Below are 24,767 nucleotides of genomic sequence, written 5' to 3'. Positions count from 1 at the left end.
ATGGCGGCCCTTCAAAATGACGTGAAGGCCTTTATCGTTCAGGCCCTGGCGTGCTTCGACACGCCGTCACAGGTTGTTGAGGCTGTCCAGAAAGAATATGGGGTATCGATCACGCGTCAGCAGGTTGAAACACACGATCCCACAAAGACCTCAGGGAAGTGCCTGGCGAAGCGCTGGGTGACGATGTTCGAAGACACCCGCAAGCGCTTCCGCGAAGAGACGGCAGAGATTCCGATCGCCAACCGCGCCTTCCGACTCCGCGCCATGAACCGATTCGTGGAGAAGGCCGAGACGATGAAGAACATCGGCCTGGCCATGCAGATCTTGGAGCAGGCCGCGAAAGAAACCGGCGACATGTACGTCAACCGGCACCGGAAGGACGAACCTGGCGACGAGCCGGCAATCCCGACCCGCATACAGGTCGACGTAGTGGATGCGAGGAAGCCGAATGCCGAGCCTTAACGTTCCGCAGGCTCAGTTCCTCACTCTCCCCAACAAATTCCGCGCATTCGTTGCTGGCTTCGGCTCAGGGAAGACCTGGGTCGGATGTTCGGCGCTGTGCAAGCACTTCATGGAGTGGCCAGGTGTAAACGCTGGTTACTTCGCACCGACTTACCCGCAGATCCGGGACATCTTCTATCCGACGGTGGAAGAGGTGGCCTACGACTGGGGACTGAAGACCAAGATCAACCAGGCGAACCATGAGGTTCACATCTACAGCGGCCGGCAGTATCGCGGCACTGTGATTTGCCGGTCGATGGAGAAGCCGCAGACGATTGTCGGTTTCAAGATTGGCCATGCTCTGGTGGATGAGCTGGACGTGTTGACGTCGATCAAGGCTCAGCAAGCCTGGCGCAAGATCATTGCCCGGATGCGTTACAACCTGCCGGGGTTGAAGAACGGTGTGGACGTAACCACGACGCCGGAAGGCTTCAAGTTCGTCTTCTTGCAGTTCGTGAAGCAGCTCCGCGATAAGCCGAAGCTGAATGAGATGTACGGCCTGGTGCAGGCGAGCACGTTCGACAACGAACTGAACCTGCCAAGCGACTACATCGAATCGTTGATGGAGTCGTATCCGCCGCAGCTGATCCTCGCTTACCTGAACGGCCAGTTCGTCAACCTGACGTCCGGCTCGATCTACCACACGTACGACCGCAAGCTGAATCAGTGTTTCGACACTGTGCAGACGGGTGAGCCGCTGTTCATCGGCATGGACTTCAACGTCGGCAAGATGGCGGCGATCACTCATGTCAAACGCGACCAAGGTCTGCCCCGCGCAGTCGATGAGTTGATGGATGGCTACGACACGCCGGACATGATCCGTCGCATCAAGGAGCGCTACTGGGAGCACACCGGCAACGACTACAAGAAGACCTGCGAGATCCGAATCTACCCGGACGCCTCTGGTGATTCGCGCAAGTCTGTCAACGCCAGCGTCACCGATATCGCCATGCTCAAGCAGGCGGGCTTCACAGTCATCGCGCCGGCGGCCAACCCGCCAGTCAAGGATCGGATCAACGCCATGAACGCCATGTTCTGCAACGCGCAGGGTGAGCGGCGTTACCTGGTCAACCCATTCACATGCCCGACTTACGCCGACGGCCTTGAGCAGCAAATCTGGGCGCCCAACGGCGAGCCGGACAAGAGCCAGGGCAACGACCACGCCAACGATGGCGGCGGTTACTTCATTCATCGCGAGTACCCGATCGTTAAACCGGTCACCACAATGAAAATGGGAGTCGCCCGATGACGGACGTCACTTTTACCCGTCCCGAGTACAAGGCGGCGCAGTACCGGTGGCGCTTGGTGCGCGACGTCTGCAAGGGTTCGGAAACCATTAAGGCTGCCGGTGATCAGTACCTGCCTCGACCGAATGCTTCGGACACCAGCAAGGACAACAAGGATCGCTACGATGCGTACAAGAAACGCGCCGTGTTCTACAACGCAACGGGCCGGACAAAACACAGTCTAGTGGGTGCAGTGTTCCGCACCTGGCCAACGCTGACCGTCCCCGGCGCACTCGACTACGTGTCGAAGGACATCGACGGGCAAGGCGTAAGCGTCTACCAACAGTCGCAATCGGTCATCGGGCATCTGCTCGAAGTCGGCCGCCACGGGTTACTGGTGGATTACGCGGCTGTGGTGGCCGGCTCGGTGAGCAAGGCAGACGAACAAGCAGGTCGAGCCCGGGCGAACATCGCCAGCTACCCGGCCGAGGCGATCATCAATTGGAAGACGCGCCAAGTCGGCGGCCAGCATCTGCTGTGCCTGGTCGTGCTGCGCGAGACGGTCGATGTCGACACCGATGACGGCTTTGGTAGCGAGCAGGTTGTTCAATACCGGGTGCTGCGCCTGGATGCCGCCGGCGTCTACACGCAGGAAGTGTGGGAAGAGGGCTCCAGCGAAACGGCAATGACCATCGCACCCTTCACTCCACTGAATGGCCTCGGTCAGCCTTGGCGAGTGATCCCGTTTCAGTTTCTGGGCAGCGAGAACAACGACACCAGCATCGACGATTCGCCGCTTTACGACATGGCTGAAGTCAACATCGGCCATTACCGCAACAGTGCTGACTACGAAGAGGCGGCCTACCTGGTGGGTCAGCCTCAGCCATGGATGGCCGGCCTTGATGAGCAGTGGCGCGATCACATGGAGAAGGGCGGCATCTTCCTCGGCTCCCGTGCGCCTTGGTTGCTTCCGGTCAGCGGCACGTGCGGCGTCTGGCAAGCTCAGCCCAATACCGTGGCCAAAGAGGCAATGGACGGCAAGAAAGAGGACATGGTGTCACTCGGCGCCCGACTGATCGAACGAGGCAGCGCGGTGAAGACCGCAACCCAGGCCGACAACGACAGCGCCGCCGAACACAGCGTCCTTTCGCTGGTGGTGAGCAACGTCAGCGAGGCCTACAGCCAGTGCCTGGTCTGGATGGCTGAGTTCGTAAACGCCCCCGGCGAAACCCTCTACAAACTCAATCAGGACTTCAGCCAGATCACCCTGGACGCGACGATCCTTTCGGCACTGTTCAACGCAGTGCAGGGCGGCAAGTTGCCGGCGGGCGACTTCTGGCAGTACCTGCGTGATCGCGGGGTGATCGATCCCGAGAAGACCGACGACCAGATCCGCGACGAACTGGAAACAGAGAATCCGGTGATTGATCTGGATGACGACGAGGTAATCCCGAATGGCGGCAAACCAAGCGATCCTTGATGCCACGATTCGGCACGCCGTTTTCCTCGAGCAACTGAAGTCGGGGGAGGTCGCGAAGTTCGGACCTTTCCTCAAGGAGATCGATCGTTCGATCCGTGAGCGACTGACCCGGGCGGACCTGACGGACTACACCATCGTCCGGCTGGAGCGGCTGCTGAGTGAGGTCGATAGCCTGCTTCTGGGCATCTTCAACCGCTACAGCGACAAGCTGAACCTCGATCTAATTGACATTGCGAACTACGAGGCTGAGTTCGAGGCGACCAGCCTGACCCGGGCGGCACCGGTTGGCGTCTCGTTTGATGCGGCGGTACCAGGTGCTGCTGCAATCAGGACGGCAATCCTCGGCAACCCACTCAGCGTGCGAGGTGCTGACGGCGGCAAGCTGCTCAAGACGTTCATCGATGGCTTCACCGCCACCGAGCGACAACGCCTCACAGGCGCGATCCGGCAGGGCTTCTTCGAAGGCCAGACGAACTTCCAGATCATCAAGAACATTCGCGGGACAAAGGCGCTCCAGTACAACGACGGCATCCTGGCCACGACCAATCGCAACGCCGGCGCCGTGGTACGGACAGCAGTGCAGCATGTCGCCACCCAAGCACGTATGGAGACGCTGAAAGAGAACTCCGACGTCGTGCAGGCGGTGGAGTGGGTCAGCACCCTGGATACGAAGACGACCAGTCAGTGCCGGTCGCTCGACAAGCAGCGCTTCAAGTTGACCGAGGGGCCCCGGCCGCCGATCCACATCAACTGTCGTTCGACGGTGGTGGCGGTCACCCGTTTCAGCGCTCTGTTCGCGAAGGACGCCACGCGAGCATCCATCGGCGACGGTGGTCCTCAGCAGGTGAGGGCGGACCTCAGTTACTACGACTGGCTCAAGCAACAGCCGGCCGCGTTTCAGGACAGGGCTATCGGCCCGGTCCGCGCCAAGTTGTTCCGCGAAGGCGGTCTGAGCATCGAACGATTCTCAGAGCTGCAGCTGGATCGCAACTTTTCACCTCTGACCCTTGTGCAGATGAAGAAGCTTGAACCTTTGGCATTTGAGAGGGCAGGATTGTCCCTCTAAACACAGAGGAACAGCTCTTGCAAACAATCAGTTCTATTTTCAAAGCCGCCGCAAAGGCCAGTGCGGCTGGATTATCGCCTGCTGAACATCTCAACAAACTCCAGACCTTCATCGGCGAAGGTGACTTCTACAGAGCGCTGGAGAAATCGCTCAGCCATAGCGATGCAATTAGTGAGCATATCGCTGCGGCAGACGCACCCATGGCTACCGCTTTGGAGGTCAATGAAATGACTGAAAGGAGTCGAAATGGGCTGCGTCTTGAGGTCGCCCTAGGCCTCTGAATTACATTTACTACATCAAACCCGCTCCGGCGGGTTTTTTTATGCCCGCAGGCAGGGCCTGCAAATCGTCTCTGGGAGACAAGCAAATGGGTTTGAAATATCAGCTGGACACTCTGGATGGGGTGGATGACACCGTGCGCGCTCTTTACACCGAGAAGGACGGCAAGTACGTCCTCGGCATTGAAGGTCTGCCTCAGCCTGAGGATGTCTCTGGCCTGAAATCCAAGGTTCAGGAACTGCTTGATGAGAAGAAGGCCGCCGACAAGGCCCGCAAGGACGCCGAAGATCAGGCGCGCCTGGAGCGTGAGGAGAATGCCCGGAAGTCCGGTAACGTCGAAGAGCTCGAGCGCTCCTGGTCCGAGAAGTACAACCGCCGCGAAGCTGAGCTGAACGGCACGCTGGAGCAGGAGCGTGGAACGCTGAGCGCGCAGATCCGGGATCTGACTGTCGGCCGTACCGCTACTGATATCGCGTCTGCCCTGGCAATCCCGGGCAGCGCCAAAGCCCTGTTGCCGCACATCGAACGCCGTCTGAGCGTCGAGCAGCGCGACGGGAAGCCTGTTGTGGTCGTTCTCGACCAGCAGGGCAAGCTCTCGGCGGCAACGCTGGATGAGCTGAAAGCAGAATTCGCAAACGACACGGCGTTCGCGCCGTTGATCGCGGGCAGTAAGGCATCTGGCGGCGGGGCTGGCGGTGCTGGAGGTGGCGGCGGGGCCGCAAAAGGAAACATCGGCGGTACCAAAGCGGAGCGCACGGCGGCAATCGCCTCTCGGTTCTCTGATCTCCCCCTAAATTAAGGATTTGACCCATGTCCCTGTCTCAAATGCAGGTTTTCAACGATTACATCATGCCGGCGACTCTCGAGACGCTGGATCAAATGCTGGAGGCGTTCAACGCAGCCAGCAACGGCGCGATTGTGCTGTCGCCGAACGGCTTCACCGGTGACTTCCTGCAAGAGTCGTTCTTCCAGAACCTCGGTGCAGCTCAGCGTCGCGTGAACCGCTACGGCGCCAACGCCGCGGTGACTCCGGTCGACCTGACCGAACTGCAAGACACCACTGTGAAAGTGGCGGGTGGCTTCGGTCCGATTCGCTACGAGCCGTCTCAAATGACATGGCTGCAGCGTCCAACCGCTCAAGGCGTTGAAGTCGCTAGCCGCGCGTTTGCTGAAGTGCTGCTGAAGGATCAGTTGAACACTGCCATCGCTGCACTGGTGGCGGCCATCACTGCGCAAGCAGCTGCGGTCAACGATGTGTCGGCAACCGCCGGTATCACCCAGTCGGGCCTAAACAGCGCGCACGCGAAATTCGGCGATGCCAGTCAGAACCTGGTAGCTCAGGTCATGCAGGGCACCACCTGGCACAAGCTGGTCGGCCAGGGCCTCGCGAACCCGAACAACCTGTTCCAGGCCGGCAACGTTCGTGTTGTCGACATCCTCGGCAAGACCTCGATCGTCACTGATGCGCCGGCTCTCGCTCAAGCCGGTACGCCGAACAAGGAGATCATCTTGGGTCTGGCCGCTGGCGCGGCGCTGGTGCACGACAACCGAGACATCATCTCGAACGTGCAGACCAACAACGGTAACGAGCGCATCACCACGACCATCCAGGTGGACTACACCTTCGGTCTCGGCATCAAGGGTTACACCTGGGATGTCGCGAACGGCGGCAAGTCGCCATCCAGCGCCGCGCTCGCCACCGGCACCAACTGGGACAAAACCGCAGCCAGCATCAAGGACACCGCTGGTGTTGCTCTGATCGGCGACGCCTCCAAGTAACCATTCGATGACTGCGCCGGGGCATAATGCCCTGGCCCAGCGGAGTAACAGTGATGACTGATAACATCTGGTATCTGCCGGGCCCGTTTCACCGCTACGAAGATGACGTGAAGGCAATCGCCAAAAAGGAAGGCCTGATCATCATCGATGCCAATGTCACGGAAGACCGTGGTGGCGAAGTTGAGAAACCACCGAGGGCGAAGCTGAAACCCGAGTACCGCCCAGCCTCGAAGGCCTCAACCGCAGATCCGCGCGATAAACTGAAGCTCGAAGAACTCCAGGCCGCGCTGACGAAGAAAGGCGTAGCCTTCGACAGTAACTCCGATCAGCCAACCCTTCTGCAACTGCTGAAAGACCAGGACTGACACATGCTCATCATCGAGGACGGTACCGGCAAGCCTGACGCCGAAAGCTACGCGAGCGCCGCAGACTTGGTCATGTATGCCGGAAAGTTCGGTGTGACCATTCCTGTGGATGAGCCTACGCAAGAAGCACTGCTTCGTCGGTCCGCCTTGGCGATGGATGGCATGACCTGGAAGGGGCGCAAGACGGACAGCGATCAGGCCTTGGCCTGGCCGCGTCGAGGGGTTGAGCTGGACTGTCAGATCAAACCTGACAACTACCTACCGGCGCGCATCCAGTACGGCCAGATGGCCTTGGCCGCCGAGATCCACACCGACGACATCGATCCGGTGGAGAAGCGCAAAGGCGCAATCACCCTGGAGCGTGTCGAAGGCGCAGTAACTCGCGAGTATGCAACGATCCCAAACACCAGCGGCCGACTGTTGCCGGCGGCGCCGGACCGGCCGAGTGCAACGCAGTTTGCGGATTATCTATTGAAGCGTGGTCTTTTTGCAGTTAGAGCTTGATCCGAAATTCAATAGGTCATACCACCACCAGTTAAAGAAAAGGTCTTGCGGTAAAAGCTGATTTGCACTTCCTATCAAAATGACTAGATGAATTGTTGCTTCATAATTGACATGAAGGCTTTCATCGTTCGAAGAAGGGCAGCAACGATTTTTGGCTATCGCTGCGTACCCTTGAATGTCAGTCCTCTCAAATGTCTCCTGAATCGTTGCCATCAATTCATAGCGATAAAAGCGCTTTAGATCCGAGCGACATGCTAGGTAATTCTGCAGTGCTACGAAGATAAGTTGTGCACGGTCCAGGTTATTCATGAATCCTTTCCTTGAGCGAGGCTGCTTGTGGCTTTCTATGAAGAAATGGCCGTGATGGCTCTGGATATGATCACAGAGTTCGGCCAGTCCGTGACCATCAGCAAGACGGAACCGGGCGAGTATGACCCTGAGACGGTTGGCGAGTCACCGGGCGCCACCATTGAGCAAATCGCCCAAGGCATCCTGCTCGACTTCACCGGCCAAGAGTTCCAGAACAACAGCCTCATCAAGCAGGGCGACAAGAAATTGAAAATCGCCGCTCAGGGGCTGGAGTGGGTTCCGGATTTGCTGAACAAGGTGATCATTCAGGGGCGCACCTGGTCAATTGTCCCTCCGCTGAAAGAGATCAACCCGGCTGGCACACCGATTTTGTATGAGCTGCAGGTGCGGTCGTGAGTCGCGCCGGATCCGGCCAGCCCGGCAGTTTCGCCCTAAGCCTCGCCGAGTTTGCGGCCCAGGCCACAGAAGCCATCGACGCCAGTCTGCGCGAGATCATCATTGAGATCGGCAGCAGCGTTATCCGCATGTCACCGGTGGGTAACCCCGAGATCTGGGCGCAGAACGCCGTGGCCAGCCAGTACAACAAGGCCGTGGACGATCACAACAGCGATTTGCGCAGCGATCCGGCCAACCTGACGAAGGCTGGTCGACTTAAGCCTGGGCGCAAGCTGAACGACGGCATGGATATCGTTGCCCCTGAAGGCTACGTCGGCGGGCGGTTCCGAGCGAATTGGCACCTCTCGATCGATGTAGTGGAGAACGTGACCTTTGACGAGGTTGATCCAGGCGGGCAAGCAACAATCGCTGCATTGGTTTCGGCTGTCAGTGACTTCACTGCCGGACAGACTGCCTACCTCATCAACAACCTGCCGTACGCCATCCCGCTCGAGTTCGGACATTCGACCCAGGCACCGGGCGGCATGGTCCGCATCACTGTGGCCCGGTTCCAGCAGATCGTCGATGAAGCCATCAGGAACAACCAGGTATGAGCCATAACCTCATCGCTTCGATCTACGAGGCCAAGCTGATCAATTGGGCGAAAGCCTTGTCGGTGCCATTGAAGGTCGTCGTCGAGAACGAGACCTATACGCCCGTGAACGGCGCGACCTACCTGAAGGCATTCACGCTGCCGGCCGATACTGCGAGCAACACACTCGGCGGTGACCACAAGCTGTACACCGGTGTGTTTCAGGTCAGCATCGTGACGCCATCGGGTAAGTACCGCGGTGCGGCGGGTGTGATCGCCGACCAGATCGCCGCGCTGTTCCCGCTGTACGAGCGGAACACCAAGGGAGCGCTGACCGTTGTGACGATGACGCCGGTTGACCCGGGCCCCGGCATTCCAGACAACACCACCTATACGGTGCCGGTTTCGTTTTTGTACCGAGCCGACACCAACTGAATTAGCCCGTTGGGCAAACCCAGAACCCGCCTTTGAGCGGGTTTTGTCATTTCTGAAAAGAGGAACCCCCCATGGGCTACAAACTCCCGAATGGCGCGACGTTCGAGCATGCCGCTACCTACGCCGCTCCGCTCGCATTCTCGGCCATCTCCAACGCAGCTGAAGCCATCTGCACCACTGTCGGTGCCACGCTGGTGACCGGCGACATCGTTCAGCTCACTTCTGGTTGGACTCCGCTTAACGGCAAAGTGGTCCGCGTGAAAACCGCGACCGCGACCGCGATTACCCTGGAAGCGATCGACACCACCAGCACCCAGATATTCCCTGCCGGCTCCGGCGCGGGCACGCTGACGAAGGTACTGACCTGGGCTCAAATCCCTCAGATCACCGATGTTGCCTTCTCCGGCGGAGATCAAAATTACGCCGACATCGTCTTCCTTGAAGACCAGCAAGGCCGCCAGCTGCCGACCGACAAATCCGCCGCCAGCATGGTGCTGACTGTCGCCGATGACCCGTCTCTGCCCTATGTCGCCATCGTTACGGCCGCCGATTCTGCGAAGTCGATGCAAGCCGCTCGCCTGAATCTGCCAGGTACCGACAAGTTGTATTACGGCGCCTACACCTCGTTCTCGCTCCAGCCTGCGGTATCTCGCAACAACTTGCTGACTCGCACCGTCTCCCTGGCGCTGCAAGCAGCACCTACCCGCTACCTGTCGTAAGGAATCCTCATGGCAAAGTTTTCCATCGCGCCGAAACCGACGTTCACCGTTGATGTTTCCATTCCGCAGGTTGGCGGCACGCCGGCAATGGTGCCGTTCACGTTCAAATACCGCGACCGTACGGCGCTTGCTGAGCTGTTTGACTCATGGAAGGAAAAGGCGGAGGCCATCGGCGAGCGCTTCAAGGGGACGCAGCCCTCTCTTTCCGAAGTAACCGCGGCCGAAGTCGAGCAGGGCGCTGGTCAAATCAAAGACTTGGTCGTGTCGTGGGGCTTCGACGATGAACTCAACGACGAGTCGATCACTGCTCTGGTGAAGAGCTGCATCGGCGTATCGGATGAAGTGGTTAAGGCCTACAGCGAAGCCTTCGGGAAGGCCCGCCTGGGAAACTAACCGCCGCCGCTCGTGCGCTATACGAGCCTTCAGTTTCGGCCGAACAGTTGGCGTTATTCGGACTATCTCCGGACGACTATGACGAGACTTTCGAAGTCTGGCCGGACAACTGGAAGGCGTTCCTCGTCATGGATTCGATGGGGACTCAGTGGCGTACGGGTGCATGCGGCGCAACTGGCCTCGATTACGGCGTCCTGCCGAATGTAATGCGACTCGTCGGCGTACCGGCGAAGGATCGCCCCAGCGTATTTCAGGACATCCGCGTCATGGAGTCGGAAGCCATCGCAGTCATGGCTGAAGCCCGCGACAACAGCCCGTGAAGACGGGCACTTATTCAAGGTGAGTCGATGAACATTGCAGAACTCGGCATTAAGATCGACTCGGCTGATGCTGCCCAGGCTGCGACCGATCTCGACAAGCTGACCAAGTCCGGCGAGCGGGCAGAGCAATCCGCTGTCGGCCTGATGAAAGAGATGGAGGCGCTGGAGAAGTCGCTGTCGAAAGGCGCAACCACCACGCAAGAGCTGGCCAAGCAGCGTGAGAGTCTGGCGAAACTCACCAAAACCGGCGCCTACGGCGAGGCTGAATTCACCAATATCACCGCGCAGCTCGATAAGCAGCAGGTGGCCCTGGCCAAGTCGACACTGGATGAGCAGAAGGCCCTGAACAGCCTGCTCGGCGCGATCGATCCGGCCAAGGCGGCAATGTCCAAGCTGGACACTCAGGTTGAGCAACTGGGTAAGCACCTCGATGCCGGTCGCATCAGTCAAGACCAGTACAATTCGTCACTGAGCAAAATCGACAAGGATTACGCCAAGCTCGAAAAAACCGCCACCGGGTTCGACAAACTGAAGCTCGGAACCCGCCAAGCGCAGGAAAACGTCGTTCAATTGGGCAACGCTCTGTCGTCAGGTGACTGGGGCAGTGGCGTTCGTGCAGTGGCACAACTGGGTGCTGGGGCTGGTAGCGCCGCGATTGGCTTCGCTGCCGTTGCTGCTCCTATTGCGTTGGCCGCTGCCGGTATTGCGGCTCTCACAAATGCGTATTACCAGGGCACCAAAGAAACCAGCGAGTACAACAAGGCGCTGACACTCACCGGCAACTTTGCCGGTACCAGCGCCGGGCAGCTTTCCGAGATGGCCCGTCAGGTCAGCGCAACGGTGGGTACAACGGGTGCAGCCGCAGACGTGTTGGCTACGTTGGCCGGTAGCGGAAAACTTGCAAGTGGCAGTTTCGTCGAGATCGCCGAGGCGGCGTTGGCGATGGAAAAAGCCACCGGTAAATCGGTGGATGCAACAGTCGCTGAGTTTGTGAAGATTGCTGATGACCCGGTGGCGGCAGCCAAGTCGCTGAACGAGCAGTACCACTTCCTTACCGCGTCGGTGTACTCGCAAATCGTTGCCCTGAAAGAGCAGGGCGATGAGATCGGTGCAACCAAGCTGCTCACCGACACATATGCCGATACGATTCAGTCCCGATCTGGGCAAATCATCAGCAACCTAAGTCTCTGGGAGAAGGCCTGGAAGGGGGTGGCATCTGAAACCCAGAAAACTCTGGATGCTTTCAAGGATATAGGTCGAGCCGAGGAATCGGCGAAGCGAATTGTTGAACTGACCCAGAGTGTCGCCTTCGCACGCAGCGCTTTGGCCGCAGACCCTGATGACACCGACGCCAAAAAGAAGCTGCAGAACTCTCAGCAAGAGCTCGAATTCCTTACCAAGCAACGGGATACCCAAGCAGCAATTGCTTCTGCCGCAGGACTGTATCAGCAGACTCAGGACAAGGCGCAAGATGCACAGCGCCGAGTCAAAGCGCTCTCTGATTCAAACCTCACGAACGAAGAAAAGCGTAACAAGCTCATCAAGGAGTATTTGCGTGACGTAGAGGCGATCCGAAAGGCAACTCCCAATGATCCCTCTGTCCAGGCTGATGTTGTTACCAAAAACATCCAAAACATAAAGGACAAGAACAAGGACCCGGCCGCCGTTGCGGGAAGCGTTGACCTGACAGGTTTCAACAACGCGAAAAACGCCCTGGCCGAAACCCTGGCCTATTACAAAAACGCCGAGAAGGAACTGGAAGCCTCCCAGCGCGCCGGCGTCATCTCTCAGGCGAGTTTTACCGAGCAGCGTGTCGGCCTGCTTCAGCAGGAAGCCACCGAAGTTGCCCAGAGCTATCAGTCGGAAATCGATGCGCTCGAAGCGGTCAAGACCAAGAAGGGAACCACTGCGGCGCAGGTCATCCAGATTGATCAAAAAATCTCGGATGCGCGCTCCGCCATGGTCAAGGCGCAGCAGGGCAGCGACAGCGAACTGGCAATCATTGCGACCAATGAAGAAGGTCGGCTGCGCAAGCAGACACTGGCGGTCAGCACGTACACCAGCGCTCTTCAGCAACAGGTCGAGACACTTCGGCAGCAGGGTCTGCGAGCGGCTTCTGGCCTTGGCCAGGGTGATCGGCAACGTGGGCTGACTGAGCAGCAAAACGGAATCGACGACAAGGCCAACGCTCAGCGCATCGACCTGGCCAACCAGTATGGCGATGGCTCGCGTGGTATGAGCCTCGATGAGTACAACGCCAAGCTGAAAGCCGTTGCGCAGAGCCAGCAGGAGCTGCGCAATGTGGTGGTCGCCAACTACGACGACATGACATCGGCACAAGGTAGTTGGACTGCCGGCGCATCGTCGGCCTGGGAGAACTACCTGGAGTCGTCGCGCGACGTGGCCGGGCAGACGAAGAGCCTGTTCACCAATGCGTTCAGCTCTATGGAAGACGCCGTTGTCCAGTTCGCCATGACCGGGAAACTGTCGTTTGGTGACTTCGCCAAGTCGATACTCGCCGATATGGCGCGTATCGCTACTCGGCAGGCCAGTTCCTCGGCGCTGAGCGGTCTGTTCGGCCTGGCTGCTTCTGCAGCTAGTTCGTACTTCGGTGGCAGCTCGTCAACTTCGCTTGGCGCATCTCAGGCCGGCTATTCCTCGACCTACTTCCCGCAAGCGAAGGGGGGCGCATGGTCCGGCGACGTGCAGATGTTCGCTAATGGCGGCGCGTTCTCCGACAGCGTGGTCAGCACGCCGACCGCGTTCGGAATGGCCAACGGCAAGACCGGCGTGATGGGTGAGGCTGGCCCAGAGGCAATCGTGCCGCTGGCACGAGACTCACAAGGTCGTCTCGGGGTTCGGGGTGGCGCCAATTCGAGCACGGTCAACGTCAGCGTGACAGTGGACGCCTCCGAAGGTGGCGGCGCATCCCCCGATCCTGCTCGTCTGGCCGAAGCCATCAAGGTCGTCTGCCGTCAGGAAATCGCAACCGCGCGCCGTAATGGCGGGCAACTCGCCTAAGGAGGAATCATGCTGGCATTCACATGGGTTCCGACCTACGACGCCACCAAGACGATCACGCCGACGGTCAAGGTCATCAAGTTCGGTGATGGGTATGAGCAGCGGCAGGGAACCGGCATCAACCGACAGCCGCGCAAGCTCGCCCTGACCTTCAAGCGGCCCAAGGCGGAGATCGAAGCCATTGATGCATTCCTTAAGGCTCGGGGCGCTATCGAGGCTTTCACCTACACGCATTCCGGTCAATCGATCGGGGTTTTTGTTTGCCGAGAATGGACTCGCACCAACATCGCCAAGGGCATTGATGGGCTGTCCGTGACCTTTGAGGAGGTTTACGAATGAGTGAACTACAAGGTCAACTTTCGCTGGCGACAGGACTTTCCATCTGGGAAGGGTTCGAGCTGGTGCTGCCAGACCAGACGATCCGCTTTCACGCCGGAACCAACGAAAAGTTGAATTCAGTGGTCTGGCAGGGGAACGTCTACACGCCTTGGCCACTCAACGGTACCGAGTTCGCTACGCCGAGCCAAGGATCGCCGGCCAGGCCAAAGCTGCAGGTCGGTAACTTCGGCGGCACCATTTCGGCGCTGTGCCGTCAGTACGAAGACCTGCTCGCGGTCAAGCTCAAGCGCCGCCGCACGCTGGTCAAATACATGGACGCGGTGAACTTTGCCGACGGCAACCCTACAGCCAACCCGGCTGAAGAGTATCCGGTCGAAACCTGGATTATCACGCGCAAGGTCAACGAAACGCCGGCCGCGATCGAGTTCGAACTGGGCTCGCCGCTGGACCTGCAGGGCGTGAAGTTGCCGCGGCGACAGGTGGTCGCTGGCACTTGCCTGTGGGCTTATCGCTCGGGCGAGTGCGGATACGGCGGCGGCCCGGTGGCGGACTACGCCAACCGGCCGACTAGCAATCCCGCGCTAGATCAGTGCAGCCGCACAATGACCGGTTGCAAGATGCGCTTCGGCGCAAACGGCGAGTTGCCATTTGGCGGCTTTCCGGGCATTGCCCGCGTTCCGAGACTCTGATCATGAGCGAACTATTCAACAAGTGTCGGACTGATGCTGAAGCGCATGCTCGCGCCGACTATCCGCGTGAGGCGGTGGGCCTGGTCGTCAGTGTGCGCGGCAAGCCGTCCTACGTGCCGTGTCGCAACCAGTCAGAAGAACCGGACCACTTCATCCTGCACCCTGAGGACTACGCGACGGCAGAAGACATGGGCGATATCGTCGTGGTTGTTCATTCGCACCCTGACGCCGGTCCCGAGCCGAGCCTGCATGACATCGCCAGCCACGCCGCCAGTCGCATGACCTGGTGGATTGTTGGGCTGAAGGATGGCGCTGCGACCTGGCATGAGATGCCCGCCGCCGGCGAGCTGCCGCTGGAAGGCCGCGTCTTCGTCCATGGCGTCATCGACTGCTACACCCTGGTACGCGACTACTACCGCCAGGTACTCGGTATCACGCTGATGGACTTCCATCGCAAGGACGACTGGTGGCATAACGGCGAGAGCCTGTATGTCGACAACTTCGCCCGCACCGGCTTTGTTCCGGTTGATACGCCCGAGCAAGGCGACTTGATCGTCATGGCGATCGGCAGCGCAACACCGTGCCACGGCGCGATTTGGCTGGATGGCGATGTCTTACTGCATCACCTGTATGGCCGCCTGAGCTGCCGCGAGGTCTATGGCCGCGCCTACCGTGAGTGCACGACGCATATCATGCGCTACACGCGATAGGCCCTGTATTTATGCGCAATCTCCCTGTTAGAGTCGCCAAAACATTGGAGGCTCAACATGCGGAAGATTCTCACAGCCTTGGCGCTGATTTCCTTGGCCGGGTGCGCCACCTCACCAGTTCCGAATGCTCAAGCTGTAAGCGCTCCCGCTGATCGCGTGTTTGCGTACCAGGCTGAGCTACAAGGCGCTGGAAAAATCACAGTTATCAGAGATAGCGGATTTATTGGCAGCGCCTGCTATGCCACTATTTTTCTGAACGGCGATCGCGTTGCTAAGCTCGACCCAAAAGAAAAAGCGACTTTTATACTCCCGTCGGGAGAATGGGTTGTCGGCGCGGCCCTTGAGGGTTCCGGGCTTTGTGGTGCGAATGAGAAGCGCACAGAGACAGAAACGATATTGAAGCAAGGCCAGGAGAAGTACCTTAGGGTTTTCTCATCCCCAGATTCAGGATTAGATGTTCGGCCAACCAGCCTCTAACTAGCACAGACCAGCAAAGCCGCCCACGGGGCGGTTTTTTATTGCCCGGAGAAAAGTATGACAGCCGCCCAAAGCAAGGCCATGACCAGAATTTTGCTCTCCGGCAGCTTAGCTCAAGCCTTTGGTCGCGAGCATTTCCGCCAGCTTGAGGCTGGGACAACCGTTGAGGCTTTCAGCGCGCTAAAACACACCATTCCGGGCTTCGAGGATTTCATTCGCGGCTCGGCGCGCAAAGGCCTTCGTTACGCCATATTTCGCAACCGCGAGAACGTCAGCGAGGGTGAATTTACCCTCAGCGGAACCACAGAAATTCGCATCGTGCCGGTCATTGCGGGTAGCAAGAACGGCGGAGTGTTTCAAACCATCGTCGGTGTCGTATTGATCGTCGCTGGCGCGGTGCTCTCCGGCTTCGGCCAGGGGTGGATAGGCGTACCAATGATGCAGGTGGGGGCCGCCATGGTCATTGGCGGTGTCGTGCAAATGCTCACGCCGGTCCCAAGTTCGAAGTCAGGCAGCCAGCAAGAGCAGGCCAGCACCGAAAACAAGCCTTCGTACCTGTTCAACGGCGCGTTCAACTCTACGCAGCAGGGGCTTCCTGTGCCCGTCATTTACGGCCAGATGCTAGTCGGCTCCAGCGTTATCACAGTCGGCACCTGGACGGAGGCTCTACCGGTATGAGTGAAGTAATTGTCGGTAGAAAGGGTGGCGGGAAGAGTGGCGGAAGCAGCAGTAGCAGTGGTTCCGTGCGCGCCGCCGTAGAGGCACCTGAAAGCCTGCGTTCGCGTCAGCATGTGCGGGTACTGCATGCAATCTGCGAGGGGGAGATAGAAGGCTTCGTCGGCGGCGATCAGGGGGTTTTCTTCGACGATGTGCCACTGCAGAACTCCGACGGCAGCTACAACTTTTCCAGCGTCAGCATCGATAAGCGCACCGGCACCCAGTGGCAGGGCTATATGCCGATCACCGGGCTTGAGGCCGAGCAGTCCGTCGGTGTCGAGCTGAAAGGATGGATTCCCATCGAGCGCGCCATCACCGATACCGATGCTGATGCAGTTCGGGTGACGGTCAGCGTTCCGCAACTGTTCTCACAGAATACGCAGAACGGCGACACGGGCGGCTCTTCCGCGCTGTTTCGCCTGGAGGCAAAGCACGGCAGCGGCGCGTGGTATCAGATGTGCGAAGACATCTTGATCAATGGCAAAACCATGAGCCGCACGCAGTTTTCGTACTATCTGCGTTTGCCGGCATCTGGCGGCCTGCCGCGCTATATCCGCGCCACCCGAATGGGGGGCGATTCGACCAGTTCTACGATCCAGAACCGCACCTTCTTCGACAGCATGACCCTGTTGTGGGACGAGAAGCTGCGCTATCCAAATACTGCGCTGTGCGGCGTCAGCATTGATGCTCAGCAGTTCGCCAGCATCCCGCGCATGGCCTTCATGGTGCGCGGGCTCAAGGTTCTGGTTCCGAGCAACTACAACCCTGCGACGCGCACGTACAGTGGCTCCTGGAATGGCGCCTTCAAGCGTGCATGGTCTGATAATCCGGCCTGGGTCTGGTATGACATGCTGACCAACACCCGCTATGGGTTGGGGGGATTGCTCGATACCGCGCTGGTCGATAAGTGGTCGCTGTACAACATCGCCCAGTATTGCGATGCGATGGTTCCAAACGGTTACGGCGCTTGGGAGCCGCGCTTTACCTGCAACCTCGCGCTGACCACTCAGCAGGATGCCTGGAAGCTGGTCAACGATATGGTTTCCGTGTTCCGCGCTATTTGCTTTTGGGCGGGCGGGACGCTGACCGCAGTGCAGGACGCGCCACGCTCCAGTAGATACCTGTTCAACAATGCCAACGTGGTTGGTGGCGACTTCAGCTATCAGTCGGTCGCATCGGATCAGCGCTATAACGTCGCCGCTGTCACCTGGAACGACCCGAACCAGCAATATAAGCAGACGGTCGAGGTGGTCGAGCGCCCCGAGCTGATCGCGAAGTGGGGGCGAATCCAGCAGAGCGACGTTGTGGCTGTTGGCTGCACCTCTCGCGGACAGGCCCGTCGTTTGGGCCGCTGGTTATTGTATGCCGAATCGGAGGCCGTGACCTTTGCCGTCGGTGCAGACGGCGCGCTACCTCTGCCGGGCGACATCATCGACGTCGCCGATGCCAATCGGGCCGGCGCACGCAATGGCGGGCGACTGCTGGCGGGGAGCACAGCCTCCACACTACTACTGGATGCCCCCATCGGTGTGGTGGGCGCAGGTGTGGTCGGCGTGATCATGAGCGATGGCAGCTATGCCAGCGCGAATGTCACGGTGACGGTCGGCGCGACACAGATCAACGTATCGCCACCGCTGGCCTCTGCGCCCCTGGCCTCTGCTCCATGGGTGTTCTCAACAGCTGCACTGGAGACGCAGAAGTTTCGCGTCATAGGCATCAGCGAAGGTGACGACGGTACCTACGCGATCAGCGCCGTGGCGTTTGACTCGGATAAGTTCAACCAGGTTGAGTACGGCACACCGGATGTCGACAACCCGACCAGCATCGTCAACCTGGCCAAGCCAGATGCAGTCGGTCAGCTGACATTTTTCGAATCACTCTATGACACCGGTACCGGTCTGGCTGCCGCACGACTTTCGGTCAGCTGGACCCAGCCGGTGCGGGCGATGCGCTATCAGATCGAGGTAATGAAACCAGGGGGCAACTGGGAGTATGTCGGGGAAGTGTCGACGCCCAGCATCGACTTTGACTCTGCATCCTCGGGTTTGTGGTCGGTTCGCGTTACGCCGAAATCGGCCCTTGGCCTTTCCGGTGCGGCTTCCATTCAGACCTATACCGCTCAGGCACTGCTGATGCCTCCATCGGCTTTAGCCGGGCTGAGGCTCGACGTAATCAACAGCGTAGCAACGCTGGCGTGGGATCCCGTTCCAGAGCTGGACGTGAAGCTTGGCGGCAGTATCGCCATTCGTCATGCGCGCAATACGGCTGCCACTTGGGATGCCGCTTTGCCGCTGATCGAGGTAGCGGGGCGCTCAACATCGTCCGTGGTGGCGTTGCTGCCGGGCAAGTACCTGGCGCGTGCGGTCGACTCCTCGGGAGTCGGCGGGCCTATCACCGAGGTCTGGTCGGATGCGCAGGCAACTCTGCCGTCCAACGTGGTGCTGACCATTACCGAGTCGCCTGCCTTCGCCGGGATGGCGGTCAATGCAGCCGCAGCAGATGGGGTGCTGAAGCTGTCGGGTGCTGGGTTCGTGGATGATGTGACGGATGTTGATGCGCTGCTTGGCGAGATTGATAAGTTCGGCGGCTCGTTGCTGTCGGCGACGTACAGCTTCGCTGCGGCGGCGGATCTCGGCTATGTCTATGACTGCCGACTGACCGCTGATGTAGAGGCCGCGCTGTATGACGACGGCACCTACATCGACACAGTGGTGGACTTCGATGTGCTCCTCGGCATTGATGGTGATCCGCCTAGCGGCGCCTCGCTGTCGCTCTGGGTGCGCACATCGGACGTTTCCCCGCCAGTGTGGTCGGCCTGGAAGCCGTTTGTCGTCGGCGACTATCGCGCGCGCCTGTTCGACTTCCAATTGCGCGGATCCGTACAGCTGACCTCGCACTGGATGGACGTTTCCAAGCTTGAGGTGGTGATCGACATGCCCGATCGCATTGATAGCGGAAATGACCTTCCGGTTCCCGTGGGCGGGTTGGTCATCAGCTATTCGCCGCCGTTCAACGCACCCCCTGCGGTCAGCCTGACCGCGCAAGGGCTTTCCCCAGGCGACTACCTGGACGTCTCGGCAAAGACGGCTACCGGATTCATCGTCTTCATCCGCAATTCCGGCGGAGTCGCCCAGTCGGGCCGCTCTATCGACTACATCTCAAAGGGATACTGACCTATGTCGCAGCATGATATGGACGTTGCCAATGGGCCTGGCCTTACGTTCAGAACCGATATGAATGCTGCACTGCAGGCGCTCGCGTCTCAGAGCAGCGGGGCAGCAACGCCAAACCCGACATTCCCGTGCCAAGTGTGGGCGGATACTGGCACGGGTCGCATGAAAAAGCGCAACAGTACGAATACAGCCTGGCTGGATATGGGGGCGCTGGACTCCATGCTGCGGGATGCCGTCAGTGCGAGCTTTTTCGCCGTCGATACCGGAGCGGCCAATGCTTATGTGTGCAACTTTACGCCTGCCATTACTTCCCGTGGCGGAAGCGTTCCGATCCGCTTCAAAGCGACCAACGCTAATACTGGGTCCTGCACAATCAATGATGGCCTTGGTGTCGTAGCGCTCGTCGGGAGGGCTCACTCCGCTCTCCAGGGTGGCGAAATTGTTGCTAACGGCGAGGCATGGGCTCAGTGGAGTAGCTCCGTTGACGGCGGCTCTTACATCTTGCTGTTTTGCACCGGGGCTGCCGAGCAAGTTGCGCAGGCCACCCAAAGCCAGCACGCGCTGCCGCTTGGTCAAGCGATGACTTTGCTTAGTCAGCCGGGACGCGTCGATTGGTTTGCAACAATGTCTCCACCAAGTGGATATTTGCCGGCGTATGGCACAGCAGTATCGCGTAACACCTACGCTACGCTGTTCGCCGCGATAACGGCACAAGTGACGGGTACGGTTACATCGGGCAGCAACAGCATTTCAAGCGTGGCCAGCCCGCAAGCTATGTGGGTCGGCATGCCGATTAGCGGCCCTGGTATTCCCGCTGGCGCGACTATCACTGCTGTCGGTGCCAGCACCATCACGCTGTCTTCAAACGCCACGGCCACCTCTACAACAACCGTTGTCATCTGCCCATTTGGTGTTGGTGACGGATCAACCACGTTTAACGTTCCTGATGTTCGTGCCAGAGCTCCTCGCGGCTGGGATGGCGGCGTTGGCCTCGACCCTGGTCGTGTGTTCGGTAGCCTGCAGGGAGATCAATTCCCTGTTCACACCCACACGTATGGCTCTGCGACATTCTTCACTACAGCCACCGGCGGTGGTAGCACCACAGTTGCTAACTGGGCTTCTGGCAGCACGGGCCCGGCGGGTAGTGGTTCAGAAACGCGGATGAAGAACATTGCGTTGCTGGCTTGCATTAAATATTGAGGATAAAGAAAAATGATTGTTTACAGCTTTGACCCAACAAGTATGGAGTTTGTCGGGGTAACAGACGCCTTTGAATCCCCACTGGAACCGGGTGTTTTTCTTCTCCCAGCAAACTCTACAGAAGTTGCCCCGCCTGACTTTGATAGCGTCACTCAAATCTGCACATTCAATGGTGCTGACTGGACTCTTACCGATCGTCCGTTGCCCGAGCCAGACCCGGTCCCAACGCCAGAAGACATCCACGCTGCAAAGGTGTCTGCCCTTTTGAATGAGCGCGTACAACTTCTGTATTCGTCGGACTGGATGGTAATCAGGCATCAAGACGAGTTGCTGGCCGGCGCAACACCAACACTCACAGCCACCAAGCTCAAAGCCGCATTGGATTATCGTCAAGCGCTCCGCGATCTGCCAAAAGCTGATGGCTTCCCTGAGTGCAGTCTGCCAGTGCTGACGTGGCCGACCTCTCCCTAACCGAACCCGTAACTCCGATGCCCGCCAAGTGCGGGCTTTTTTTCGCTTGGAGAAAAGTATGCCTGTCACCGAAAAGGATCGAGACATTCTCGCCCGCACGTTGTGGGGGGAAGCTCGCGGAGAAAGTCTTGTCGGCCAGATCGCCGTAGCCTGGACCATTCGCAACCGTGTTAACGACGGCAAAGATAAATCGTGGTGGGGCGAAGGTTATGCCGGTGTGTGCCAAAAGCCGTACCAGTTCAGCTGCTGGAATAGGAACGATCCGAACTACGCCTACCTGAGTGGTGCAAAGCCGATCCCGTTCCGAGAGTTGGCCCAAGCCAGGATCGCCGCTGACCAAGTGGTTGACGGGAAGGTGCCGGACCCCACCGGCGGCGCTACGCACTATTACGCGACCACGATGCCGAAAGCGCCGGCCTGGGCTGTAAGAGCGAAGCAGACGCTGAAGCTTGGTCACCACGTTTTCTTCAAGGATGTGCCATGACCGCCTTCAGCAGAGTGTCTCGAGTTCTGGCCACTACCGAGGAAGGTAGCCTTTGGTTTGAGTGCCCTGGCTGCGCGATGGTGCACCGCGTCATGCACGGCCCCGGACCTGGTCCGCGCTGGGGCTGGAATGGAAGCACCGAGAAACCTACCTTCACGCCTTCAGTGTTGGTGCGTTATCACTGGTCTGATGGCGATCGGGTCTGTCACTCGTTCGTCACCGATGGCCGTATCCAATTCTTGTGCGATTGCACTCATGCCCTGGCCGGACAAACGGTTGATCTTCCGCCTTGGGAGGATGAGGCATGACTTCAACCTGGTTGCGCATCCTTCCCTATGTAGCTGCGATGCTTCTGGTCGCCGGCACGCTGTTCGGAGCCTATCACCACGGAGTGACGGTCACGGAGGAGAAGTGGCAGGGCGAGTGGAATGCTCGCGACACTCGGGACGCAGAGGCAAAAGCCCAGAATGAAGCCGCCGAGCGTACCAAAGAGCAGGCCTACCAACAGTCAATCAATAAGGCGATCCAGAATGGCCAACAGATCATCGATCAAGCAACGGCTGATGCTGCTTCCGCTCGTGCTTTTGCTGGCGGCGTGCAGCTCGCCGCCGGCAACCTTGCCCGTCGACTCGCAGCCAGTGAAGCCAGCGGCAATTCCTGCACTGCCGCCGCAAGCAAGGCAGCTGCCCACTCCGCCAGAGTGCTTGCCGACGTGCTCAATATGGCTGATGCAGCAGCGGGAGTCATGGCGGCAAATGCTGATCAAGCCCGCGGACGGGGCATGACGTGCACGGCGGCCTATGATGCTTTGGTGAATCAGAAGTAGGGATTGTGTTCGATCGGCAGGACACCGGAGAGGTGACGACGAGAAGAATCCCGTTGGAACGTGCCTTAATTTCGCCGTGCCGTGCGCCTCGCTACGCCGGCAACACTTACGGGTGTGAGTGGACGCCCGACCACAGCCTCTGCCTGGGGAATCAAACTGTGTACTCCTGGGATCGACAAGGTCTCTCCCAGCTCCAGCGCACACATCAGAACGAATCCAGCCAGAAGAAAGCCGCATGATTTCATCAAGAGGTTCATTTGGTTTTTCCTCGCACAAAGTTGCTCGGTAAGTCCTCGGCGTTGGGCAGGTCTTTCAACTCCATTTTTTTGGCATTCGTTGAGTTATTAAAAGCGAAATCTTCAGGCGCAACGGCATCGCCGCTTTTCCAGTCGCTCAGCTGAATGCTGTACTGTGGACCACCAGCAACCTTTTTTGACGTAACGGAGTAACGGCAAGGGTAGGGCCGCTCGCCCTGGGCAATCCATATTTGCCAATCCACCTCTTTCTTCCTGAAAGCCAGGTGATCGCATTCGACACCGCCAATAACACCGCTGCCCAGGTCTTTGATGTTGGTCACGTCTGCCATCAATTGATCTTGAGGGTTTGACATGAGCAGGTCAGCGCCGGGAAGTGGCCTGTCGTATTTATCCCGTAGTACATCGAACAGATGGTCAAGCGTGCCCGGAACTTCGATCTGCGTGTAAATGTTTTTACCTTTACCAATCAACGTGAGCATCTTGCCATCAAACAACATTTCCATGTCTGCAAAGCCGCTGGAACGTGTAGTGTGCAGCTTGTCAGGCCGGTTGATCGACACAGCACCGGAGCCCGCCAGGGCCAGTCTTTGCTGATCTTTAGTGACGACTTCAAGAATGGTGTCATAATTGAACGATATGTTTTTTTGCGCTGACATGTAGTCGGACATGTTCTTGAGTTGACTTTTGGCATAGGCCTCATCGGCATGTGCCGCTTGAGTTATGCCCAATCCGGCGATTAGGGCAAGTCCTGCTCCGGTAATACGGGCTACGGAGGGGATGATCAATTTTCGGGCGATCTTATCCATTGCAAGTCACCGCTATATGTATGCTGAGATGGCAGTACGGATACATAATGCTAGTCGCATCATGATTGCTTCGCCGTATTTTGCCCGACCATTCATCCGGTCTCAGATTCAAAGCGTTCGTTGATAGCAGAAATCAGCACGCCCGAATCTGACAATCGCACCGGTTAAAAGCGCCAGACGGCTCCGCCACCAACGACATGCAGGGCGGCGGCGGAGTATCCGCCTGATACTGTGCCGCAGGAACGGCGGATGAGGGCATCGCAGCAGTGGCAGTTCTGGTTCGCGTGATTGCCATGTAGTGGGTTACATCGTTTCTGGTGATTCTGTGCTACAGCTAGGGGCTATGTGTCTGTACTTTTCAGTTACAGTTGCGTATTTAGGAATAGTTAGCGACTACTTGCAAGCGTTGCACATGGAAGGGAATCAAAAACATGGATGGTGTGCGTTCTGTACAAGTTATCGCCGTGAGCGGCGGAAAGAGCGGCGTCGGCAAGACGACTGTGGCTGTAAATCTTTCATTGGAGCTGGCGAAACTTGGAAGGCAAGTCGTATTGCTTGATGGCGATCTTGGCTAGGCGAATATCGATGTCCTGTTGGGGCTTTCCCCGCAGTACACGCTTGCCGATTTAATCGAAGGTCGCTGTGAGCTATCCGATGTACTTTTGCGCGGTCCGGGCGGGATACGAATCGTCCCCGCGGCTTCAGGCTTCCAGAGCATGGTGCATTTGTCTCTGGCTCAGCACGCAGGCCTGATTCAGGCCTTCAGTGAAATCGGTGACAGTCTCGCTGTGCTGGTGATTGACACAGCTGCGGGCATCGGCTCGTCGGTGGTCAGTCTCGTCCGGGCGGCCCACGAAGTCTTGCTGGTGGTCTGCGACGAACCGACCTCGATCACCGATGCCTACGCACTGATCAAACTGCTTAATCGTGATTACGGAATGGACTGTTTTCGGGTGCTGGTCAATATGGTGCAGAGCCCGAATGAAGGTCGCGCGCTGTTCGCTAAATTGGCCAAAGTCACCGATCGCTTCCTCGACGTAACCCTGCGGTATGTGGGAGCGGTTCCGTACGATGTATGTGCGCGTAGGGCAGTGCAGAAGCAGCGAGCAGTCTACGAACACTTTCCGCGCTCCAAGTGCGCCGAAGCATTTCAGAAAATCGCTTTAAAGGTCGACGCTTGGCCTTTGCTGACCACCCCCAGAGGGCATATGGAGTTCTTCGTTGACCGACTCGTCCATAATTCGAGAGGGTGAC

28 protein-coding genes and 1 pseudogene are annotated in these 24,767 nt (G+C 58.5%); 28 read left to right on the top strand and 1 reads right to left on the bottom strand.

All coding sequences use genetic code 11. From position 1 onward, the window contains the following. The 27 genes from LOY56_RS13655 to LOY56_RS13525 all read left to right on the top strand — a co-directional run bounded on the left by LOY56_RS13655 (position 1) and on the right by LOY56_RS13525 (position 22,450). Complete coding sequence (locus tag LOY56_RS13655) at positions 1–462, top strand: DUF2280 domain-containing protein (protein ID WP_258614744.1); 462 nt, start codon at positions 1–3, stop codon at positions 460–462. Continuing rightward, positions 449–1,750: a terminase large subunit gene (locus tag LOY56_RS13650; RefSeq protein ID WP_258614743.1), complete on the top strand. Its 1,302-nt coding sequence runs from the start codon at positions 449–451 to the stop codon at positions 1,748–1,750. Before LOY56_RS13655 ends, LOY56_RS13650 begins: the two co-directional genes overlap by 14 nt. Beyond that, entirely contained in the window at positions 1,747–3,207 is a 1,461-nt protein-coding gene (locus LOY56_RS13645) for a DUF4055 domain-containing protein (protein ID WP_258614741.1), read from the top strand. Before LOY56_RS13650 ends, LOY56_RS13645 begins: the two co-directional genes overlap by 4 nt. Further along, positions 3,182–4,273 (top strand): minor capsid protein, encoded by a 1,092-nt coding sequence (locus LOY56_RS13640; protein WP_258614740.1) that lies wholly within the window; start codon positions 3,182–3,184, stop codon positions 4,271–4,273. Before LOY56_RS13645 ends, LOY56_RS13640 begins: the two co-directional genes overlap by 26 nt. Positions 4,274–4,290: 17 nt before the next feature. Further along, entirely contained in the window at positions 4,291–4,554 is a 264-nt protein-coding gene (locus LOY56_RS13635) for a hypothetical protein (protein ID WP_258614739.1), read from the top strand. Positions 4,555–4,640: 86 nt separating this feature from the next. Continuing rightward, entirely contained in the window at positions 4,641–5,351 is a 711-nt protein-coding gene (locus LOY56_RS13630; protein WP_258614737.1) for a hypothetical protein, read from the top strand. A gap of 11 nt (positions 5,352–5,362) precedes the next feature. Beyond that, positions 5,363–6,331, top strand: coding sequence for a major capsid protein (locus LOY56_RS13625; protein ID WP_007941820.1), 969 nt, complete (start codon positions 5,363–5,365; stop codon positions 6,329–6,331). A gap of 53 nt (positions 6,332–6,384) precedes the next feature. After that, positions 6,385–6,696 (top strand): hypothetical protein, encoded by a 312-nt coding sequence (locus LOY56_RS13620; RefSeq protein ID WP_258614736.1) that lies wholly within the window; start codon positions 6,385–6,387, stop codon positions 6,694–6,696. A 3-nt stretch (positions 6,697–6,699) separates the two neighbouring features. Then, positions 6,700–7,200 carry a DnaT-like ssDNA-binding protein gene (locus LOY56_RS13615; RefSeq protein WP_258614734.1) on the top strand — a complete coding sequence of 167 codons (501 nt, stop codon included), beginning with the start codon at positions 6,700–6,702 and terminating at the stop codon, positions 7,198–7,200. A gap of 336 nt (positions 7,201–7,536) precedes the next feature. Continuing rightward, positions 7,537–7,905, top strand: coding sequence for a hypothetical protein (locus tag LOY56_RS13610; RefSeq protein WP_258614733.1), 369 nt, complete (start codon positions 7,537–7,539; stop codon positions 7,903–7,905). Beyond that, positions 7,902–8,498 (top strand): hypothetical protein, encoded by a 597-nt coding sequence (locus LOY56_RS13605; protein ID WP_258614731.1) that lies wholly within the window; start codon positions 7,902–7,904, stop codon positions 8,496–8,498. The genes LOY56_RS13610 and LOY56_RS13605 overlap by 4 nt, the downstream gene beginning before the upstream one ends. Further along, positions 8,495–8,911 carry a DUF4128 domain-containing protein gene (locus tag LOY56_RS13600; protein ID WP_258614730.1) on the top strand — a complete coding sequence of 139 codons (417 nt, stop codon included), beginning with the start codon at positions 8,495–8,497 and terminating at the stop codon, positions 8,909–8,911. Before LOY56_RS13605 ends, LOY56_RS13600 begins: the two co-directional genes overlap by 4 nt. A 71-nt stretch (positions 8,912–8,982) precedes the next feature. After that, positions 8,983–9,630 (top strand): phage tail protein, encoded by a 648-nt coding sequence (locus LOY56_RS13595; protein WP_258614729.1) that lies wholly within the window; start codon positions 8,983–8,985, stop codon positions 9,628–9,630. Between the two features lie 9 nt (positions 9,631–9,639). Further along, the gene (locus LOY56_RS13590; RefSeq protein ID WP_258614728.1) at positions 9,640–10,023 is read left to right on the top strand and encodes a phage tail assembly chaperone; all 384 of its coding nucleotides are present in this window, start codon (positions 9,640–9,642) and stop codon (positions 10,021–10,023) included. A 47-nt stretch (positions 10,024–10,070) separates the two neighbouring features. Next, a complete protein-coding gene (locus LOY56_RS13585; RefSeq protein ID WP_258614726.1) occupies positions 10,071–10,343 on the top strand; it encodes a DUF1799 domain-containing protein in 273 nt (90 codons plus the stop codon). 27 nt (positions 10,344–10,370) lie between these two features. After that, positions 10,371–13,364: a phage tail tape measure protein gene (locus tag LOY56_RS13580; RefSeq protein ID WP_258614723.1), complete on the top strand. Its 2,994-nt coding sequence runs from the start codon at positions 10,371–10,373 to the stop codon at positions 13,362–13,364. Between the two features lie 9 nt (positions 13,365–13,373). Further along, on the top strand, positions 13,374–13,703 hold the full coding sequence (locus LOY56_RS13575; protein WP_258614720.1) for a phage tail protein: 330 nt from the start codon (positions 13,374–13,376) through the stop codon (positions 13,701–13,703). Then, complete coding sequence (locus LOY56_RS13570) at positions 13,700–14,392, top strand: phage minor tail protein L (protein ID WP_258614718.1); 693 nt, start codon at positions 13,700–13,702, stop codon at positions 14,390–14,392. The genes LOY56_RS13575 and LOY56_RS13570 overlap by 4 nt, the downstream gene beginning before the upstream one ends. A gap of 2 nt (positions 14,393–14,394) precedes the next feature. Further along, positions 14,395–15,102, top strand: coding sequence for a C40 family peptidase (locus tag LOY56_RS13565; protein WP_258614714.1), 708 nt, complete (start codon positions 14,395–14,397; stop codon positions 15,100–15,102). A 57-nt stretch (positions 15,103–15,159) separates the two neighbouring features. Further along, positions 15,160–15,579, top strand: a complete 420-nt coding sequence (locus LOY56_RS13560) for a hypothetical protein (RefSeq protein ID WP_258614713.1) — start codon at positions 15,160–15,162, stop codon at positions 15,577–15,579. Between the two features lie 57 nt (positions 15,580–15,636). Then, positions 15,637–16,257: a tail assembly protein gene (locus LOY56_RS13555; protein ID WP_258614712.1), complete on the top strand. Its 621-nt coding sequence runs from the start codon at positions 15,637–15,639 to the stop codon at positions 16,255–16,257. Next, positions 16,254–19,469: a host specificity protein J gene (locus LOY56_RS13550; protein WP_258614711.1), complete on the top strand. Its 3,216-nt coding sequence runs from the start codon at positions 16,254–16,256 to the stop codon at positions 19,467–19,469. Before LOY56_RS13555 ends, LOY56_RS13550 begins: the two co-directional genes overlap by 4 nt. Before the next feature lie 162 nt (positions 19,470–19,631). Beyond that, on the top strand, positions 19,632–20,669 hold the full coding sequence (locus LOY56_RS13545; protein ID WP_258614709.1) for a tail fiber protein: 1,038 nt from the start codon (positions 19,632–19,634) through the stop codon (positions 20,667–20,669). Positions 20,670–20,681: 12 nt separating this feature from the next. Further along, positions 20,682–21,140 carry a phage tail assembly chaperone gene (locus LOY56_RS13540; protein WP_258614708.1) on the top strand — a complete coding sequence of 153 codons (459 nt, stop codon included), beginning with the start codon at positions 20,682–20,684 and terminating at the stop codon, positions 21,138–21,140. Between the two features lie 58 nt (positions 21,141–21,198). Further along, complete coding sequence (locus LOY56_RS13535) at positions 21,199–21,624, top strand: cell wall hydrolase (protein WP_258614706.1); 426 nt, start codon at positions 21,199–21,201, stop codon at positions 21,622–21,624. Next, positions 21,621–21,932 (top strand): DUF6527 family protein, encoded by a 312-nt coding sequence (locus LOY56_RS13530; protein WP_258614702.1) that lies wholly within the window; start codon positions 21,621–21,623, stop codon positions 21,930–21,932. The genes LOY56_RS13535 and LOY56_RS13530 overlap by 4 nt, the downstream gene beginning before the upstream one ends. Then, the gene (locus LOY56_RS13525) at positions 21,929–22,450 is read left to right on the top strand and encodes a DUF2514 domain-containing protein (protein ID WP_258614701.1); all 522 of its coding nucleotides are present in this window, start codon (positions 21,929–21,931) and stop codon (positions 22,448–22,450) included. The genes LOY56_RS13530 and LOY56_RS13525 overlap by 4 nt, the downstream gene beginning before the upstream one ends. Before the next feature lie 253 nt (positions 22,451–22,703). On the opposite strand, the gene LOY56_RS13520 is transcribed toward LOY56_RS13525, so the two are convergent. Then, complete coding sequence (locus LOY56_RS13520) at positions 22,704–23,513, bottom strand: DUF2092 domain-containing protein (RefSeq protein ID WP_258614698.1); 810 nt, start codon at positions 23,511–23,513, stop codon at positions 22,704–22,706. A 431-nt stretch (positions 23,514–23,944) separates the two neighbouring features. On the opposite strand from LOY56_RS13520, the pseudogene LOY56_RS13515 reads away from it, so the two are divergent. Further along, positions 23,945–24,766 (top strand): annotated as a pseudogene (locus LOY56_RS13515) (MinD/ParA family protein). Position 24,767 lies beyond the last annotated feature (1 nt).

Origin of the sequence: Pseudomonas sp. B21-048 (assembly GCF_024748615.1) — a bacterium.
Taxonomy (GTDB): Bacteria; Pseudomonadota; Gammaproteobacteria; order Pseudomonadales; family Pseudomonadaceae; genus Aquipseudomonas.
The sequence above is the reverse complement of the archived record's forward strand: the minus strand, read 5'-3'. Positions and strand labels throughout refer to the sequence as shown.

Coding starts and splice junctions, on each gene's coding strand:
- LOY56_RS13655 (WP_258614744.1), top strand. CDS start 1: ATGGCGGCCCTTCAAAATGACGTGAAGGCCTTTATCGTTCAGGCCCTG.
- LOY56_RS13650 (WP_258614743.1), top strand. CDS start 449: ATGCCGAGCCTTAACGTTCCGCAGGCTCAGTTCCTCACTCTCCCCAAC.
- LOY56_RS13645 (WP_258614741.1), top strand. CDS start 1,747: ATGACGGACGTCACTTTTACCCGTCCCGAGTACAAGGCGGCGCAGTAC.
- LOY56_RS13640 (WP_258614740.1), top strand. CDS start 3,182: ATGGCGGCAAACCAAGCGATCCTTGATGCCACGATTCGGCACGCCGTT.
- LOY56_RS13630 (WP_258614737.1), top strand. CDS start 4,641: ATGGGTTTGAAATATCAGCTGGACACTCTGGATGGGGTGGATGACACC.
- LOY56_RS13625 (WP_007941820.1), top strand. CDS start 5,363: ATGTCCCTGTCTCAAATGCAGGTTTTCAACGATTACATCATGCCGGCG.
- LOY56_RS13620 (WP_258614736.1), top strand. CDS start 6,385: ATGACTGATAACATCTGGTATCTGCCGGGCCCGTTTCACCGCTACGAA.
- LOY56_RS13615 (WP_258614734.1), top strand. CDS start 6,700: ATGCTCATCATCGAGGACGGTACCGGCAAGCCTGACGCCGAAAGCTAC.
- LOY56_RS13600 (WP_258614730.1), top strand. CDS start 8,495: ATGAGCCATAACCTCATCGCTTCGATCTACGAGGCCAAGCTGATCAAT.
- LOY56_RS13595 (WP_258614729.1), top strand. CDS start 8,983: ATGGGCTACAAACTCCCGAATGGCGCGACGTTCGAGCATGCCGCTACC.
- LOY56_RS13590 (WP_258614728.1), top strand. CDS start 9,640: ATGGCAAAGTTTTCCATCGCGCCGAAACCGACGTTCACCGTTGATGTT.
- LOY56_RS13580 (WP_258614723.1), top strand. CDS start 10,371: ATGAACATTGCAGAACTCGGCATTAAGATCGACTCGGCTGATGCTGCC.
- LOY56_RS13575 (WP_258614720.1), top strand. CDS start 13,374: ATGCTGGCATTCACATGGGTTCCGACCTACGACGCCACCAAGACGATC.
- LOY56_RS13570 (WP_258614718.1), top strand. CDS start 13,700: ATGAGTGAACTACAAGGTCAACTTTCGCTGGCGACAGGACTTTCCATC.
- LOY56_RS13565 (WP_258614714.1), top strand. CDS start 14,395: ATGAGCGAACTATTCAACAAGTGTCGGACTGATGCTGAAGCGCATGCT.
- LOY56_RS13560 (WP_258614713.1), top strand. CDS start 15,160: ATGCGGAAGATTCTCACAGCCTTGGCGCTGATTTCCTTGGCCGGGTGC.
- LOY56_RS13555 (WP_258614712.1), top strand. CDS start 15,637: ATGACAGCCGCCCAAAGCAAGGCCATGACCAGAATTTTGCTCTCCGGC.
- LOY56_RS13550 (WP_258614711.1), top strand. CDS start 16,254: ATGAGTGAAGTAATTGTCGGTAGAAAGGGTGGCGGGAAGAGTGGCGGA.
- LOY56_RS13545 (WP_258614709.1), top strand. CDS start 19,632: ATGAAAAAGCGCAACAGTACGAATACAGCCTGGCTGGATATGGGGGCG.
- LOY56_RS13540 (WP_258614708.1), top strand. CDS start 20,682: ATGATTGTTTACAGCTTTGACCCAACAAGTATGGAGTTTGTCGGGGTA.
- LOY56_RS13535 (WP_258614706.1), top strand. CDS start 21,199: ATGCCTGTCACCGAAAAGGATCGAGACATTCTCGCCCGCACGTTGTGG.
- LOY56_RS13530 (WP_258614702.1), top strand. CDS start 21,621: ATGACCGCCTTCAGCAGAGTGTCTCGAGTTCTGGCCACTACCGAGGAA.
- LOY56_RS13525 (WP_258614701.1), top strand. CDS start 21,929: ATGACTTCAACCTGGTTGCGCATCCTTCCCTATGTAGCTGCGATGCTT.
- LOY56_RS13520 (WP_258614698.1), bottom strand. CDS start 23,513: ATGGATAAGATCGCCCGAAAATTGATCATCCCCTCCGTAGCCCGTATT.